Origin of the sequence: Nostoc sp. UHCC 0302 (assembly GCF_038096175.1) — a bacterium.
Classification (GTDB): domain Bacteria; phylum Cyanobacteriota; class Cyanobacteriia; order Cyanobacteriales; family Nostocaceae; genus UHCC-0302.
Genome location: NZ_CP151099.1, coordinates 7,817,739 through 7,834,386, shown reverse-complemented (window position 1 = coordinate 7,834,386; position 16,648 = coordinate 7,817,739). Strand labels below are relative to the sequence as shown.

The window sequence follows — 16,648 nt, the reverse complement described above, 5'->3', positions numbered from 1 at the left end:
TCCAACACCTCAATCAACACTGTTACCTGAAAAAGTTACTCCTGAGTCAGCAAAACCTAGATAAAATGTGAGTCCTCGGCTGTTTTAGCCGAAGATACTCAACTCTAAATTTTGCGATAAAGCAGCAATAAAGGCGATCGCTCCTACTGGATTACCTATACTATCCAAGGCAGGACTGTAGCAAGCGATCGCTCCTTCACCTGGTACTATTGCTAGCAGTCCACCGCCAATTCCTGATTTCATCGGTAGACCAATCTGAACCGCATATTGGGCAGAAGCCTCATACAGCCCACAGGTTAACATCACAGCGTTAACAATCTGGCGATGTTGCGCTGATAAAAGATTGTTTTCACAAGCTAAAAGTTTTCCTAACTGGGCTAAATCTTCAACTCTCCCAGATAGGCAGCATATCTGCTCGTATATGTCAAGTGCTATTTCAGGATTTTGTAGATGTCCTGTTTCGGCAAGATAATTTGCGATCGCTTGATTAGCTTTTGAGCGTGTCGCTCGCACTGAAGCCAGCATTACTTCATCTAAGGTTAGGTGACAACCTGCTAACTTATTGAGCCATTGACAAAATAAAAGAGTTCGCTGACTAGCATCGTTTCCCGGTAACTTATCAGCAAGAGTAATGGCTCCACTATTAATCATCGGATTGCGGGGGTGTCCAGCATCAGTAATCAGCTGCTCTAAAGAGTTGAATGGTGCATCTGATGGTTGGACTCCAACCCATTGAAAAACTGTTTCTGCTCCGAAATGTTCTAGTAGATAAAGCAGAGAGAATGTTTTAATGACGCTCATTAAAGGAAAGATACAAGCTGTATCGCCAAGGCTGACAGTGTGTCCTGATTCACAGCAGATGTGAACTGCAAACCCATGAGGATTAGCCAAAGCTAATTGGAGAATGCGATCGCAAACTTGCCCCTCTTCAGCCTGGGTTTTGGCTAGTTGTATTAAAGCTATCAACTCTGTATTAGTTAGTCTTTCAAGTCCTTTCACAAGAGATATAGCCACGTTAAATTACGTATAGTTAACAAGCATAATGCTTGCATTTCTTAATTACGAATTAGTATGATTCCTCGTGTCAGAGCGCCAGAACTACCACAAAATTACTCTTGGCTCAACACCGACAAACCTTTGTCTCTAAAGCAACTCAAGGGTAGAGTCGTCATTTTAGATTTTTGGACATACTGCTGTATCAACTGTTTACACATTCTGCCAGACCTGAAATATTTAGAACAGAAATATAAAGATAGCCTTACTGTTATCGGCGTTCACTCTGCCAAGTTTGACAATGAAAAAGAAACTGAAAATATTCGCCAAGCTATACTGCGCTACGACATCGAACACCCTATTTTAGTAGACACTGATTTTCGAGTTTGGGAAGAGTATGCTGTACGTGCTTGGCCTACGTTAATGATTATCGACCCAGAAAGTTACGTAATTGGTTACGTTTCTGGCGAAGGTAATCGAGATGCTGTAGACGAATTAATTCAACAGTTAATTAGCCAACACCAAGAGAAAGGCACGATTAATTTTCATGAACTTAGCTTGACTTTAGAGAAACAGCGCCAACCATTAATTACACCCCTGGCGTTTCCTGGTAAAGTTCTAGCAACTCCAGCAGGTCTTTTCATCGCTGACTCTGGACATCACCGTCTAGTTGTGAGCAACTTTGAGGGGGAAATTCTGCATTTGATTGGCATAGGAAAAGCTGGTTTAACCGATGGTACTTTTAGCGAAGCGCAGTTTTTTGCACCGCAGGGAATGGCTTTTGATGCAGAAAATCAGATTCTCTATGTTGCTGACACAGAAAACCACGCTTTGCGGCGAGTTGATTTGCAGCGCCAAGTAGTAGAAACTATTGCGGGAACAGGTAAACAAAGTCGCAATATTCGGCCTCATGGCGGTTTTGCTTTAGAAACAGCATTGAATTCCCCTTGGGATTTAGTGAAAGTGGGAAATAGCCTGTTCATTGCAATGGCGGGGCCACATCAAATTTGGCAAATGGATTTAGAAACCAGCATTATCAAAACCTACGCTGGTAGTGGTGCTGAAGCTTGCGTTGATGGTTCACTTACTGAATCTGTCTTTGCTCAACCCAGTGGCATAACTACTAATGGACAAGAACTATATGTTGCTGACAGCGAAGTTAGTTCAATTCGTGGTGTAGGACTGGTAGAACCTTATCAAGTGCGAACTGTTTGCGGTAGTGGGAGTTTATTTGGCTTTGGTGATGTTGATGGACAGGGTGAAAATGTTAGGTTGCAACACTGTTTAGGAGTGGAATATGCTCAGAATTATCTGTGGGTAGCAGATACTTACAACCATAAAATTAAATTAGTTAGTCCTAGTACAGGTAATTGTCAAACAGTATTAGGAGATGGTTCTGCTGGTTTGCAAGATGGTGAAGGTAAGAATAGCCGATTTTTTGAACCTTCGGGATTGAGTGTTATGGGTTCACATTTATATATTGCTGATACTAATAACCATGTCATTCGCCGTGTAGATTTGAATACTTTTGAGGTGACAACGTTGCAATTTTCAAAGTTGTGTGCGCCGGATGTTTGTATTCCGCCTAATTTATAGAATGATTAGCTCACGCCAAGGCGCAAAGGCGCTAAGAAAACTCTGCGTCTCTGCGTCTCTGCGTGAGCTTAAAAAAACTTGGATTTCAAATAACTATTAATTAAAATGAGTTCTATCTTTCACATTACCCAACGCCAACAATGGGAACAAGCTAAATTTATTGGCAGCTATAGTGCTGATTCACTGGATAATGAAGGCTTTATCCACTGTTCAAAGCCAACGCAAATTGTCACAGTTGCAAATAGATTTTTTTCTAATCAAAAAGAATTGGTACTGCTTTTTATTGATTCTGATAAAGTGCAAGCGGAAATTCTTTATGAAGCTGCTGAGATAGGCGAATTATTTCCTCACATTTATGGTGAGTTAAATATTGATGCAGTTTTTCAGGTTATTGACTTTGAAGCTGGTGAAGATGGCTTTTTTGAGTTGCCGCAAGAAGTTGTAGATTTAGAATAAGGAACCGCAGAGGCGCAGAGAATACAGAGGAGGAAAGATGGAAAGTCGGGAATTTGATGTGGATAAATATGTTGAGCAAATGGGGTTGTTATTGAATTTGCAAATAAGAGATGAGTATCGAGATGGGGTGGTGACAAATTTTGAGAGGATAAAAGCGATCGCTAATCTCGTAAATTCTTTCTCTCTACCAGAAGAAATTGAAGCTGCACCAGTGTTTGAACCATGAATGATGCTGTATCAATAGCTGCTGATGTTCGTTCAGGCAAAGTTAGCGCGGTGGAAGTTACCAAAGCTGCGTTAGCACGTATCACAGCACAAAACAATGAACTTAATTGTTTTACAACTGTGATTGCTGAGGCGGCTTTGGCAGATGCAGCACAAATTGATCAGAAAATTGCTGATGGTGATCACCCTGGTGCATTGACTGGTGTGCCTTTTGCAGTCAAAAACCTCTTTGATATCGCTGGTTTAACAACTCTAGCGGGGTCAAAAATTAATGCAGAAAATCCGCCAGCTAGCCAAGATGCAACAGCCATAGCCAAGCTGAAAAAAGCGGGTGCTATATTGGTTGGCGCTTTAAATATGGATGAGTACGCCTACGGCTTTGTCACAGAAAACTCTCATTACGGTGCTACTCACAACCCTCATAATTTACAGCGGGTTGCTGGAGGTTCATCAGGTGGTTCGGCGGCGGCGGTTGCTGCTGGGTTAATACCGTTAACGCTGGGTTCTGATACTAATGGTTCAATTCGCGTTCCGGCGGCTTTGTGCGGTGTTTTTGGTTTAAAACCAACCTATGGACGTTTGTCTCGTGCTGGAGTAGCTTTATTTTCTAGCAGTTTTGACCACATTGGCCCTTTTACGCGTTCAGTGCAGGATATTGCTACTGTTTTCGATCTCCTTCAAGGAGAAGACGATCGCGATCCGATATGTACAAAACGCCCTCCTGAATTGTGTTTACCACAAATCTATCAAGATATTTCTGGTATAAGAATTGCCATTGCTGACGATTATTTTATGAAAGGTGCGGAACCAGAAGCCTTAGCAGCAGTGCAAAAAGTAGCAGATGCATTGGATGTGACTGAGTACATCACAATACCAGAATCACATCGCGCTAGGGCAGCTGCCTTTGTGATTACAGCTAGCGAGGGCGCAAATCTGCATTTAGATAAATTAAGATCGCGTCCTCAAGCCTTTGACCCAGCAACACGCGATCGCTTTTTAGCAGGAGCATTAATACCAAGTAGCTGGTATTTACAAGCGCAACGCTTTAGAAAATGGTATCGCGATCGTGTCCGAGAAATCTTTCAAAATGTTGATGTAATTCTTGCACCAACTACACCAATTTCAGCACCGTTAATTGGTCAACAAACTATGATTTTGGATGGGCAAGAAATTCTTGTTCGTCCACATTTAGGACTATTCACTCAACCTTTATCTTTTATCGGCCTACCAGTTTTATCAGTACCGATTCAGCATCAAAATGCTCTACCTTTGGGTGTGCAATTGATAGCAGCACCCTACAATGAAGCTTTAATTTTTCGAGTAGCAGCTTTGTTAGAAGCTAAAGGTATAGTTTCAGTAAAAGTATTTAATAGCTAATAAATTTGGCTCTCCCAGATTAGATATGATAAATTAGTAGCAGAAATACCAATTGAGTAAAATTCTTCTTCTAAAATTATCAAAGTTAGTTAAACCATAAGCTCTTCTTTTAATCAGCTTAATCTTTTGATTAATTCCTTCAACAACTCCTTGAGTAGTTCGGCTATCAAAATAAGCGAGAATCTCATCTATCCATCTACTTATTGTTCGACAACTTTTCGGGAAGTATTTATAAGCTGTTTCTGTCCATTCTCGGAATTTATATAAGGCTTCATCACTGGTTATTTGACTGTCAAATATATCTCTAAGTCCTTCTTTCATTCGATACATTTTTCCTAGCTCAGGGGCAACTTTCTCCACTGATTCTATCTTCGCCTTTTCCTCGGAGTTAAGGTTTTTTTTTCTTTAATAAAGGGTATTTACTATGAGTCAACCCCGCTAATGTACTTTCTCTCTCTTTCTTATTTTTAATTTTTTCTGCTGCTCTTTTTGCTTTCTTTCTCTTTTGATCTAACTCCTCGTTTATTTGTTTCATGACATGGAATCTATCGGCTACTATTTGAGCATTTGGCATCATTTCTTGGATTAAACTTTTATATGGTATCCATAAATCTATGCTAACTTCTTCTATTTGGGTTAAAATCTCTAAACCTAGACTAGATAAGTATTCTGCTATTACTGCTTTATTTCTTTTCTCCAATAATGCTATTGGTTTTTTTGTTTCTAAGTCCACCAGAACTGCCGCATAATTTTTTCCTCCTTTTAACTGGGTGATTTCATCTATCCCCAACTTTTTTAACTTATTAGGTTTTTCTGTGAGTAAATCAACTTCCAGTTCTTTTAATACTGTTTCCACCTCAGAGGTTGTCATTCTATTTCTGATGGCTGCACTCTTTACATTAGTTTCTAATACTTCCTTAATTACTTTCATCGCCAGTCTTTTTGTATAAGTTCTTCTGGCTTTGATAAAATCTAACTCTTCACTGAATACTTTCTGACATTTTTGACATTTCAACTGACGACGATTTACTTTTAACAATACTTGATAATCGCTTAGGGGTATATCTCTGACTCTATACCAATGATTTTGATGGATTTTATCGGAGGTATTTCCACAGTGAGGGCATTTAGCAACTTTCAGCTTATTTTCAATTTCTATTACTATTTCATCATCTGTAAGAAAATGGTAATTAATAACCTTGACATCTTCAAGATTAATAACTTTAGTAATGAAATGAAGTAAGGGATTAGATGGCATATTTATTAAAACCCTTGTTTTAATATCAATATTTTTGAATTTTTATATTATTTAATTAGTCTAGAATTCTATTTATAGCTTGGGTTTGCTCTATTAAAAAATCTAAATTATCTAAGATTTATTTAATTATTTATATTATTTTACCATAGTTACTCTGGGAGAGCCATAAATTTTAACTTAGTATTAAATCCAACGAAAAGCTTAAACTACATACCTATAACAATATTGTTTATTTTAAACATTATATTAATTTGGATACGTTTGTATTAAACAATTTAAAATAAAGAAATAAGTTTTTGATAAACCTCTTTACTATTGATTAAATCTGAATTAAAGCATATTAGCTTATCCATTAAATATGATAATATTAAAAAGTAATAGTATCTCAATTACAGGTGTAAACTCAAATATAGAGTAATCTGAAATTCTTTCTACACACTCAAGATTTCTCTTAAGTCTCCTCTCTGCGCCTCTGTGGCTCTGCGTGAAACAAGAACATATTTGATATTGCCCATAAAGGTGCAATATTGCTCTTCATTACCGAAAAAAACTCCAATTTCAGCTAAATACAGAAGAAATGGCAATGCAAAAAGTTTGCCTACATCTTGGATGTGGTGTAAATTTGCTGCTAGTTTAGGAAGATATTTTTTAGTAATTAGACGCTGAGAGTATTAGTGGAATTAGACATCTATGACTCGCGCGATCAATAAGGACAATCTGCTAGAAGTAGAAGCTTGGAGACTACTGGAAAAGGCTATAATTTATTACCAAGGACAACCTGTTGGGACTGTAGCTGCTCAAGATCCAGAGTCAAATGCACTTAACTATGATCAGTGCTTCATCCGCGATTTTGTTCCTTCTGCCTTAGTGTTTCTAATGTATGGGAAAACAGACATTGTTCGTAACTTCCTAATAGAAACACTAACATTGCAAAGCCATCAAAAGCAGATGGACTGTTTTGAACCAGCAGCAGGATTGATGCCTGCAAGTTTCAAAGTTATATCTAATGGTACTGATGAGTTTTTAGTTGGTGATTTTGGTGAACACGCGATCGCACGCGTTCCCCCAGTTGATTCTTGTATGTGGTGGATTATCCTGTTGCGGGCATATGAAAAGGCGACAGGTGATGTTAGTTTGGCGCGTCAGCCCAAATTTCAAGAAGGAATCAAGCTAATTTTAGATATTTGCTTGGTACATCGGTTTGCTATGTACCCAACAATGTTAGTTCCCGATGGCGCGTTTATGATTGACCGTCGCATGGGAGTCTACGAACACCCTCTGGAAATTCAAGTATTATTCTACGCATCTCTCAGAGCTGCCAATGAATTACTCTTACCGGATGGAAATGGCGATCGCTATCTGCGTAACATCACAGGACGATTAGGAGCTTTAAAATATCATATTTGTAACTATTACTGGCTAGACCTCAAGCGATTGCGAGAAATATACCGTTATAAAGGTGATGAATTTGGTAAAGAAGTTGCTAATAAATTTAATATCTACTCACAATCAATTCCTAGTTGGCTAACTGAATGGTTACCTGAAACAGGCGGATATTTGGCAGGGAATTTAGGCCCAGGACGCATGGATTTTCGGTTTTTTACTCTAGGAAATCTGATGGCTATCTTGGCTTCTTTAGCCAGTGAATCAGAATCGCAAAGCATCATGAATTTATTTGCAAATCGCTGGAAAGACTTGATTGGCTATATGCCCCTAAAAATCTGCTATCCGGCGGTGGAAGGTTTAGAATGGCAGATTGTTACAGGATGTGACCCTAAAAATATTGCTTGGTCTTACCACAATGGTGGGAACTGGCCAGTTTTACTGTGGTTATTTAGTGCAGCAGCAGTGAAAACAGGTCGTATAGAACTTGCCCAAAAAGCGATCGCCATTGCCGAAAACCGCTTATTTGAGGATAAATTTCCTGAATACTACGATGGTAATAATGGTCGTCTCGTTGGCAAAGAAGCCCGAATTTATCAAACTTGGAGCATTGCCGGATTACTGGCAGCAAAACAGCTACTAGCAAATCCAGATTGCTTAGAATTAATCAGCTTTCCAGAGGGTCTTGAAGGGCCAGGCTGTAGTTTATAATTTGAAACAAGAATGCAATAAATAGATCAACCTGTAGAGACGCGATTCATCGCGTCTTCACCCAAGGATGTGTTGAAATTATTAATTGAATTAATATTATAAAATATTAAATTTACTACAAAAAATAAAGAGGTAAATCGTCTTTTTTGACGTTTCACCCCTCGAATAATAAATAAACACTTTGTAATTAAAGTTTAGTGCGATCGCTCAAAATTTCATAGCCAGTTTCTGTTACTAAAACTGTATGCTCGAATTGAGCTGACAAAGAATTATCCACAGTTACGGCTGTCCATCGATCAGATAATGTCCGTGTGTGTCTAGAACCCGCATTCACAATTGGCTCAATTGCTAGTGTCATTCCCGCACGCAGTTTTACATTCGGGAGTTCGCGAGTCCGGAAATTGAATACTGAGGGTTCTTCGTGTAGATTACGACCAACACCATGTCCAGTAAATTCTTCGACTATACTAAAGCCGTTAGATTTCACATGGTCTTCAATCGGCCCAGCAAGGTCAAGTAGATATACACCCGCCTTAACTTGTTCAATACCTTTATAAAGAGCTTCTTCGGCTACGCGAATTAATTTAGCAGCTTCTGGAGTCACTTCACCGACAGCAATTGTAATGCAAGAATCGCCATGAAAGCCTTGGAAATAAGCACCTGTATCTACTTTTAATACATCCCCTGTCCTAATAACTTTCTTAGAGCTAGGGATACCATGCACAACTTCATTGTTAATGCTGGAACAAATAGAACCGGGAAAACCATGATATCCTTTAAAGCTTGGTGTTGCATCCATTTCGCGGATGCGCTTTTCTGCATAAGCATCCAAGTCCGCTGTAGTCATTCCTGGCTTTACTAGCTCAGAAATTTCTTTTAACACGGTTGCTACAATTTTTGCTGACTGCCGCATAATTTCAATTTCACGCGGCGATTTAATTTCAATTCCTCGGCGTTGTTTTTTAGAAACTGTAGGCTGAGTTGCTTGAGAAAGTAAGTTACTGAAAATGTTCATGGCGAATTAATAATTACTGATGGCGTCTTGCTGCTTAAGTGTCAGTTTTTCTTGTCTAGTTGAGAAATAATATCTATACTTAACTTAGCTTATTTTTCGCTACGCACTTTGCTTTTTGGCTAAACTCTAGTTAATTGAGAACTTAAGTACACTGCTATTAATGGTCAAATTATTTTTAACTTTTAATTGCTAATTACAATTTCTCCAGTCATACCTGCTTCCGTATGTCCTGGTATCGGACACCGCAGGCCATACTTGCCAGATTTGAGAGCTATAAACACCCATTCTGCCTTAGCACCAGGCTTAAGTTCTAATTCGTGGATGGCTCCCTTAATTTCCACATTGCCTGCTTCGACTTTTTGTGTCCAGATGCCATCGGCAAAATCCTTAGCAGTAAAATAGTGCTTTAGTTGGCTGGGATTTGTAAGACTTAGTTGATAGCGTTTACCAGCAAGTAGTTCTAGATGATTTGGCTCAAATTTGAGTTCGTTAGCTGAATTACCCAAGCTAACTGTAATTTCTATAGCTGGTTGCTTGAGCAAATCACCAGTGAAGTTAGCCGCCATTGCTGGAGTAGTATGAATGAAATTAAAGCACAATAATAACGTTAGCGTTGAGCATAATTTTTGTAGCGATCGCACCCCTGTTTGGCTGTGAACAAAGGCAAATTGGAGCAGTCGAGCAGTAATCTTACCTTGGGATAAATGTTTGTAAATTACCGTAAATAATTTGAACATTTCTATTACTCGTCCTCAAAAGGTAATAGTTAATTGAATAAAAGCATATTATTCATATTCCATTATCTATTACCTATGCCCCATGTCGGTTTCTACCTATTATTTTGCTTTGCAAATACAGCTGGCCCTGCTGTGACAACTACGATTTTATCTGGGTGGAGTAACTCACGAGCTGCTTGATTGACTTCCTCAAGAGTTACTTCCTGGATTTTTTGAGGAAAGGAGCGTAATTCTATGGCATCCAATCCATACACCTCATTCATCAGAATTCTATCTGTTAAGTCCTCGGGATCTGCTAGAGAAACATTATAGTTGCTGATTAGGGTGTGCTTAGCTGTCTCTACTTCCGTTGCAGTAACGCCTTGTTGATGGATTTGCTGTATCAGCTTTTGGGTGCTAGCGATCGCTTTATTAGTATCTTCTGGGCTGGTTTGCATTTCAATTAAAAATGTTCCAATATTTTTCCCAGCTTGGAAGTAGCTATAAATTCCATAGCTTAGACCTTGGCGATCGCGTATTTCTACTCCCAGTCGACTAGATAAGGTATCGCCTCCCAAAATTTGATTCAATACTGAGGCTGTATAAAATCGAGGATCTTGACGTTTAATACCTGCGTAACCCATATAAGTAACAGCTTGGGCTTTACTTGGTAAAACTGGGTTGACACGCACTATGTTTTCTGGCAAGGACACAGTGGGATACTTTAATGCTGGAGGTTGTCCAATAACTTGCCAGTTACCAAACTCAGTTTTAATGAGCGATCGCACTGACTCCGGGTCAAAATCTCCCACCAGTGCTAACACTATGGTGTCAGGGCGATAATGTTTTTCCTTGAACTTAATCACATCCTTGCGGCTAATCTGCTCTAAACTCTTTTCTGTGGCAAAGGTATGCAATGGATGTTTTTTCGGATAAACCGATTGTAAAAATGTTCTTCTTGCTACTTCTGTTGGATCATCTAATTCCACTTCCAAAGAAGTTAAGGCTTGTTGACGATTTAGTTCCAACTCCTTGGTTGGAAATGTACTATTTTGTATAACATCAGCCAAAGTTCTAATAAGTACGGGCAAATCTCTTGCTAGGCTATCACCTTCCATACGCACACCCTCACGGTACGCTTCAAAGTCCAGACTTACCCCCCGTTCTTCTAAAGCTTTGGCGATACTTAAGTTATCCTTCGTTTTAGTACCATTCATTAAATTCTCTGCCACAAGAGAAGCTAGTCCAGCTTTATCTTCTGGGTCAAATTCCATTCCGGCTTTGATGTAGCCGCTGAGGGTAACAGTAGGTGTACTTTTGTCAGGTAATAGTAATACTCGTAAACCGTTAGTAAATGTGAATTGCTCTGGTAGGAGTCGTGCGATCGCTTCTTTTGTCGAATCTACAGGCGGTAAGTACTTCGCCACTTCAGATGGATTTACAGGTGCGCCAGGAGAGAAATTTTCTGTAGTTTGTGATGTGTGTGGTTTCTCAGTCATCACTTGTGACTGCTTCTGAGTCGGTTCAAAATAACCTACTGTCCGTGCTTCTGTTCGTAGGTATTTTTTCACCACAGCTACAACATCCGCCTGCTTCACTTGCCGGACAGCAGCTAAATAGCGGTCTGTGTACTGGTAATCACCAGCAGTTGTCTCATCATTGCCCAATTGCATTGCTTGACTAGTGATATCACGGTTACTCAAAATAACATCTGCTACTAATTGTGTTTTGGCTCGTTCAACTTCTTCTAGTGTTACTCCTTTTTCAGTAATATTAGCGATCGCACTACTTACCACTGAGTCAATTTTTTTCAATTTTTGATTCAGTGCAGCCACCACCAATAACTCATACCAACCAGATTCGCGCAAACTGGTGACAGATGCTGTTACGTCACTAGCTAAACCTGTTTCTACCAATGCCTGATAAAGGCGAGAATTTCGTCCCTCTGTCAAAATGTAATCCATCACATCCAGCGCTGGCACATCCGGCTGATTCACATCTGGCAACGGATATACCACTTGCAATAGGTGTCCAGCTCCCGGTTCTCTCAACACTATCGGAGATGAAGGAGATGAGGAAGTAATTTCTTCCCCCACTCCCCCACTCCCCCACTCCCCCACTCCCCCACTCCCCCACTCCCTCCTCGGCAGTTGCCCAAAAACCTCTTTGACCATTTCGAGGGTTTTTCCAGTTTTGAAATCTCCAACAATCACTAAGACGGCATTGTCGGGTCTGTAGAAATTACGGTAATACTTTTGTACTTGTTCTACGTCAAGCTTCTCGACATCAGCTTTAGTCCCACCCACAGGTAACCCGTAAGCATTATTAGGAAACACTGCTTGCATAACGGCGCGGTTGAGACGGTATTCTGGGCTATTTTCATAACCCTGCAACTCAGAAATTACTACCCGCTTTTCACTAGCTAACTGTTCTGGCTCAATCAAGGAATTTTGCATCCTGTCGGCTTCCAGTACCAAAAGCGCTTTGAGTTTATTTCGTTCTACAGTGCCGTAATATGCAGTTTGGTCATAGCTAGTGAAAGCATTTGAGTCACTGCCTAAAGCACTAAACAAACGTCCAAATTGAATCGGACGATTTTTTGTGCCTTTAAACAACATATGTTCTAATTGGTGAGCAATCCCATTCACTCCCGATTCTTCGTTACGCGAACCAATCTTGTACCAAACCTGCACCGTTACCACTGGCGCAGTATGCACTTCTTTTGTCACGACAGTCAGACCATTCTCCAGCACTATCTTGCGGACGTTCTCTGTCACTGTTAAGGGCATCGTTATTTTTGCTACTAAATTTTGTCTCTGATTTTCTTGCCCAGATGCTCTTACGTGTTGGCTTTGGGCTGGTTTACCAATGAATAAAAGTACTGCGACTAGCCAAAAGCTTAACAGTAATAACTGGAAGCGATATTTTTTATATAAAGTAGAAAATACTGACATAGATTTTGAGATATATGTAATTCATATTACATATTTTTTGTGAAAAGACTAGAGTCTATCTTTCACTGAAGTGTCTCACATCACCAAACCAATAGGAAATGCTCATTGTATCAGCAAAATTTATTTGGTAAAAAGCTTAACTAGCCAAGTTTGGATAAAACTCGGATAAATTCTAGAGGTAAACCATCAGTATCAGCAATGAAAGCAACTTCGTAAATGCGATCGCCTATCTGTTGCTGTGTTGGTTCTAACAGTACCTTCAGAGGTAATAATTGTTCTGCTTGGCTCTCTGTTACCTGTGCTACGCGTTCTTTTAAATTTGTCAACCAACTGGGTAAATCTGGTGTAATGTCAGTTAAATCAAAAGACAGATGATAATATCCCACATAATGTTCGTCTGCAAATGCATCGGGGGCTGGTTTTGGTTGGGGAATTTGGATGAGTTCAATTCTGCCGCCTAATCCTTCCATCCAGCAAGCTAGGGTGTAACCTGTAGTGAAGCGTTCGGAAATTGTAAACCCTAACTGTTCGTAAAAAGCGATCGCCCGATGAATATTCGCAGTCCGAATAGAAGCGTGGTGCATAATTTTGTCCTTCGTCAGTAGTCATTTGTCATTAGAGTTCTAGCAAAAATCCGAATAATACTAAAAATAACTACAGATGCACACAGAATAAATATCTGTGTGCATCTGTGTGCTTCCGAAGTTATAATTGTCGGCTTCCAGCGCTCAGATTTCTCTGTGTGGTTCGATTTAAGAAATATCGACTTATGCAAAAGGTCTATTGGTCTTCTGACAAATGACAAATGACAAATGACTAATGACCATTACTCAAACAATCTGAAATAAGGATAGCGTACAGGAACTCCAGGCTCTTTTTCCAAATCAAAATTAATCACTTCCCAGCACGGATCTTCTGTCGATTCAGGGCTAAACTCCACAGGTAAGCCGTATAATCGCGCAGATGTCGCTTCCGGCTGTCCAGAACGCCAAGGTGTACTGCGTTCTAAGTAGCCACCCATCAATTCCTGATAGCGCCGAGCAATAATTACTCGTGTTGCTCGATAGCCTTGAGTGTAAAGCTTATCAAGTGCTTCGTGAATTTCAAAGCGAATACCATCAGGATGGGTATGTTGCCTATACCATTCACTATTCCACCTTCGCCAATGGCGTCCTGACTGTAAATGGATTAATTCTCCATTTTTAGGATTAGCTTCAAATGCGCCATGACGCGGACAGAGATAGGTATCTGTTAGTGTCAACGCCGGAATAGTCTGGCGACAGTGGGGACACTGTATTTCAGGGCCAAATATTGGGTACTGCAAGCCTGGATTCATCATGAAGTGCGTACAAACATAGTTTCGTCTTCACCAGCACCTGTGGGTTGAATTTTACACTTCGGCTCCGCCACTTTGGGCTATTTGCTCGCTGCTGCACGGACACGGAGTTGCGGCAGGAACATTTACCACTAACGTCTTCCTCAGAAGAGAGACTTGACGCTGTGATATCCTGGTTGTACAACCAGCCTCAATGGTTGGAGTTTCTCCAGTGTTCCTGGGTACCATATTCATATTCTATCGTGTCTACAGCTTCTTACTGGACATCTCCCGATTTTTCTCAAGCTGCCTTCGTCGCAGCTAATGCCGTTATTGTGGGTTCTGTAAATATAGCAGCAGGAGCAAGCATTTGGTACGGTGCTGTAGTCAGAGGAGATGTAGAGCGCATAGAAATTGGCGAATACACGAATATTCAGGATGGAGCTATTCTACATGGTGACCCTGGTATTCCAACTATCTTAGAAGATTATGTAACTGTAGGGCATCGTGCTGTAGTGCATTCCGCTTATATTGAACGCGGAAGTTTAATTGGCATTGGGGCAGTGATTTTAGACGGAGTACGGGTAGGCGCTGGTAGCATTATTGGTGCTGGTGCTGTGGTAACTAAGGATATACCCCCTTTGTCCTTAGTTGTCGGCATTCCGGGCAAAGTGCAGCGTCAAGTTACAGATGTTGAAGCCGCAGAACTCATCGAACACGCCAAACGTTACCAAAAGTTAGCTTTGGTTCATGCTGGGAAAGGTACTGATATCGGGTTTAGTTAAGTAGAGACGCAATTATACTCTTACGAGAATCCGCTCTTCGAGCGTCTACGCGTTTGTGCAGGGAGTGAGAGAGCCTTTTGAAATATCGAACTTGAGCTTCGAAATGTCAATGTTGAGTTTTCATCAATGCCCAATGCCAAATAACCAGAATTTAAACATTCTTTACATATCGTTTGGGAAAAATAGCCCACTTCAGCTAAAAATAAAAATGAGAACAGTTGACAAAACTTTAATTTCTACTTAACAGAGAGGTTGTACATATGGATATTGATTTCCGGGTAGTGATCGTTTTAGCACCAATCGCCGTTGCTGCTGGTTGGGCATTGTTTAACATCGGTGCAGCAGCTTTAAGACAAGTTCAAGGCTTTTTGGATAGAGAAGCCTAAATTAGACTTCACTTCTTCACTCTTCAACCGACTGTTTTTCTTTATGGAGACAGTCGGTTTTATTCATAATCATCCAGACGCGTAGACGCTCGAAGAGCGGCTTCTCGTAAGAGTATAATCGCGTCTCTACACCCACTCCCCAAGCTGTGGATATCGATTCTCTAATACAACCCTTTCACCGCTTTGGTGTCCATCTGGGACTTGAGCGCATTGTCAAACTGTTGGCAAATCTCGGTAACCCTCATAATCAAATCCCAGTAATTCACGTTGCTGGCACTAATGGCAAAGGTTCAGTATGTGCCTATCTTTCCTCTGTACTTACTGAGGCTGGTTATCGTACAGGACGTTATACTTCCCCCCATTTAGTCGATTGGACAGAACGAATTTGTCTTAATGAACAGCCTATTTCCTCTGAGGAATTGAGCCAATTAATAGAAAAAGTCCAAGCGGCTATTCGTGCTAGTGATGACTCGGCAACTCAATTTGAAGTAATTACGGCGGCTGCTTGGTTGTATTTTGCTCAACAGCAAGTCGATGTAGCCGTGGTAGAAGTCGGGCTAGGAGGACGCTTAGATGCTACCAATGTCTGTTCAGAGCCATTGGTAACTGTTATTACTTCTATCAGTCGAGAACACTGGCAACAACTAGGCCCCACGATCGCTGACATTGCTAGAGAAAAAGCAGGTATTCTTAAACCTGGATGCCCTGTTGTGATTGGGCCCTTGCCAGAGGATGCTCTAAAAGTTGTGCGATCGCGTGCCTTAGAATTACAATGCCCGATTTATACGCCTCAACCTGCTCGTCAAATAGGTACAGGATGGGCAGAGTATAAAAGAGGGGGAGAGGGGAAGAGGGGGAGAGGGGGGGAGACGCAAAAAGAATATCACTCAATTAAATACCCATTGCCGTTAGCTGGGCAAATTCAGTTAACTAATTCAGCTTTGGCTTTAGCTGCTTTGAAAATTCTGCAAACACAAGGTTGGCAGATTTCAGAAACAGCAATAATTAACGGCATGGCAAAGACCAAATGGCCGGGGCGGATGCAATGGATTAGCTGGAAAAACCATCAGTTATTAGTTGATGGCGCTCATAATACAGCTGCCGCCAAAGCACTGCGCGATTATATAGATAGCCTAGATACAGTAAACCAAAAGCCTGTGAATTGGGTTATGGGAATGTTTTCCGACAAAGATCATGCAGATATTTTTGCAGCTTTACTGCGTCCAAGCGATCGCCTTTATTTAGTCCCCATACCAATAGAGCCTTGGCCTGGTAGAACTTCCGCTGATTTACAAGACTTAGCAAGCCTAGCTGATAATATCTGTCCAGATTTAGGCGGTTGTCAAATACATCCAGACTTATTCACAGCACTAGAAGCTGCAAGCTCAACCGCTACAAATGACGATTTAATTGTCCTGTGTGGTTCGCTTTATTTAGTAGGAGATTTTTTAAACAACCAAATAATTCGTAAATCATAA

Annotated in this window: 14 protein-coding genes and 1 pseudogene; 8 read left to right on the top strand and 7 right to left on the bottom strand. The window is 40.6% G+C overall.

The genetic code is table 11. From position 1 onward, the window contains the following. Nucleotides 1-84 precede the first annotated feature (84 nt). Nucleotides 85-999, bottom strand: a complete 915-nt coding sequence (locus WKK05_RS33950; RefSeq protein WP_341531262.1) for a glutaminase — start codon at nucleotides 997-999, stop codon at nucleotides 85-87. Between the two features lie 72 nt (nucleotides 1,000-1,071). Between WKK05_RS33950 and WKK05_RS33945 the strand changes: the two genes are divergently transcribed. The 4 genes from WKK05_RS33945 to WKK05_RS33930 all read left to right on the top strand — a co-directional run bounded on the left by WKK05_RS33945 (nucleotide 1,072) and on the right by WKK05_RS33930 (nucleotide 4,647). Next, nucleotides 1,072-2,589 carry a thioredoxin-like domain-containing protein gene (locus tag WKK05_RS33945; protein WP_341527362.1) on the top strand — a complete coding sequence of 506 codons (1,518 nt, stop codon included), beginning with the start codon at nucleotides 1,072-1,074 and terminating at the stop codon, nucleotides 2,587-2,589. Between the two features lie 105 nt (nucleotides 2,590-2,694). Further along, complete coding sequence (locus WKK05_RS33940) at nucleotides 2,695-3,045, top strand: DUF952 domain-containing protein (protein WP_341527361.1); 351 nt, start codon at nucleotides 2,695-2,697, stop codon at nucleotides 3,043-3,045. Between the two features lie 37 nt (nucleotides 3,046-3,082). Continuing rightward, nucleotides 3,083-3,271: a DUF4089 domain-containing protein gene (locus WKK05_RS33935; RefSeq protein WP_341527360.1), complete on the top strand. Its 189-nt coding sequence runs from the start codon at nucleotides 3,083-3,085 to the stop codon at nucleotides 3,269-3,271. After that, the gene (locus WKK05_RS33930; RefSeq protein WP_341527359.1) at nucleotides 3,268-4,647 is read left to right on the top strand and encodes an AtzE family amidohydrolase; all 1,380 of its coding nucleotides are present in this window, start codon (nucleotides 3,268-3,270) and stop codon (nucleotides 4,645-4,647) included. Before WKK05_RS33935 ends, WKK05_RS33930 begins: the two co-directional genes overlap by 4 nt. A 33-nt stretch (nucleotides 4,648-4,680) precedes the next feature. Here the strand turns inward: WKK05_RS33930 and WKK05_RS33925 are convergent. Next, nucleotides 4,681-5,905 (bottom strand): annotated as a pseudogene (locus WKK05_RS33925) (ISL3 family transposase). A gap of 690 nt (nucleotides 5,906-6,595) precedes the next feature. Between WKK05_RS33925 and WKK05_RS33920 the strand changes: the two are divergent. Then, entirely contained in the window at nucleotides 6,596-7,999 is a 1,404-nt protein-coding gene (locus WKK05_RS33920; protein WP_341527358.1) for a glycoside hydrolase 100 family protein, read from the top strand. A gap of 187 nt (nucleotides 8,000-8,186) precedes the next feature. Here WKK05_RS33920 and map read toward each other — a convergent pair whose 3' ends face one another. The 5 genes from map to WKK05_RS33895 form a co-directional block, all read right to left on the bottom strand. After that, nucleotides 8,187-9,014 carry a type I methionyl aminopeptidase gene (map, locus tag WKK05_RS33915; RefSeq protein WP_341527357.1) on the bottom strand — a complete coding sequence of 276 codons (828 nt, stop codon included), beginning with the start codon at nucleotides 9,012-9,014 and terminating at the stop codon, nucleotides 8,187-8,189. Nucleotides 9,015-9,196: 182 nt separating this feature from the next. Next, a complete protein-coding gene (locus tag WKK05_RS33910) occupies nucleotides 9,197-9,751 on the bottom strand; it encodes a plastocyanin/azurin family copper-binding protein (RefSeq protein ID WP_341527356.1) in 555 nt (184 codons plus the stop codon). Nucleotides 9,752-9,843: 92 nt separating this feature from the next. Continuing rightward, nucleotides 9,844-12,684 (bottom strand): pitrilysin family protein, encoded by a 2,841-nt coding sequence (locus WKK05_RS33905; RefSeq protein ID WP_341527355.1) that lies wholly within the window; start codon nucleotides 12,682-12,684, stop codon nucleotides 9,844-9,846. Between the two features lie 140 nt (nucleotides 12,685-12,824). Beyond that, the gene (locus WKK05_RS33900; protein ID WP_341527354.1) at nucleotides 12,825-13,268 is read right to left on the bottom strand and encodes a VOC family protein; all 444 of its coding nucleotides are present in this window, start codon (nucleotides 13,266-13,268) and stop codon (nucleotides 12,825-12,827) included. Between the two features lie 242 nt (nucleotides 13,269-13,510). Beyond that, nucleotides 13,511-14,023, bottom strand: coding sequence for a TIGR02652 family protein (locus WKK05_RS33895; protein ID WP_341527353.1), 513 nt, complete (start codon nucleotides 14,021-14,023; stop codon nucleotides 13,511-13,513). Between the two features lie 239 nt (nucleotides 14,024-14,262). Here WKK05_RS33895 and WKK05_RS33890 point away from each other — a divergent pair, with 239 nt between their 5' ends. The 3 genes from WKK05_RS33890 (at nucleotide 14,263) to WKK05_RS33880 (ending at nucleotide 16,648) form a co-directional block, all read left to right on the top strand. Then, entirely contained in the window at nucleotides 14,263-14,784 is a 522-nt protein-coding gene (locus WKK05_RS33890; RefSeq protein ID WP_341527352.1) for a gamma carbonic anhydrase family protein, read from the top strand. Nucleotides 14,785-15,044: 260 nt separating this feature from the next. Continuing rightward, nucleotides 15,045-15,170: a photosystem II protein Y gene (locus tag WKK05_RS33885; protein ID WP_341527351.1), complete on the top strand. Its 126-nt coding sequence runs from the start codon at nucleotides 15,045-15,047 to the stop codon at nucleotides 15,168-15,170. A 146-nt stretch (nucleotides 15,171-15,316) separates the two neighbouring features. Then, on the top strand, nucleotides 15,317-16,648 hold the full coding sequence (locus WKK05_RS33880; protein WP_341527350.1) for a folylpolyglutamate synthase/dihydrofolate synthase family protein: 1,332 nt from the start codon (nucleotides 15,317-15,319) through the stop codon (nucleotides 16,646-16,648).

Coding starts and splice junctions, on each gene's coding strand:
- WKK05_RS33945 (WP_341527362.1), top strand. CDS start 1,072: ATGATTCCTCGTGTCAGAGCGCCAGAACTACCACAAAATTACTCTTGG.
- WKK05_RS33940 (WP_341527361.1), top strand. CDS start 2,695: ATGAGTTCTATCTTTCACATTACCCAACGCCAACAATGGGAACAAGCT.
- WKK05_RS33935 (WP_341527360.1), top strand. CDS start 3,083: ATGGAAAGTCGGGAATTTGATGTGGATAAATATGTTGAGCAAATGGGG.
- WKK05_RS33930 (WP_341527359.1), top strand. CDS start 3,268: ATGAATGATGCTGTATCAATAGCTGCTGATGTTCGTTCAGGCAAAGTT.
- WKK05_RS33920 (WP_341527358.1), top strand. CDS start 6,596: ATGACTCGCGCGATCAATAAGGACAATCTGCTAGAAGTAGAAGCTTGG.
- map (WP_341527357.1), bottom strand. CDS start 9,014: ATGAACATTTTCAGTAACTTACTTTCTCAAGCAACTCAGCCTACAGTT.
- WKK05_RS33910 (WP_341527356.1), bottom strand. CDS start 9,751: ATGTTCAAATTATTTACGGTAATTTACAAACATTTATCCCAAGGTAAG.
- WKK05_RS33905 (WP_341527355.1), bottom strand. CDS start 12,684: ATGTCAGTATTTTCTACTTTATATAAAAAATATCGCTTCCAGTTATTA.
- WKK05_RS33900 (WP_341527354.1), bottom strand. CDS start 13,268: ATGCACCACGCTTCTATTCGGACTGCGAATATTCATCGGGCGATCGCT.
- WKK05_RS33895 (WP_341527353.1), bottom strand. CDS start 14,023: ATGATGAATCCAGGCTTGCAGTACCCAATATTTGGCCCTGAAATACAG.
- WKK05_RS33885 (WP_341527351.1), top strand. CDS start 15,045: ATGGATATTGATTTCCGGGTAGTGATCGTTTTAGCACCAATCGCCGTT.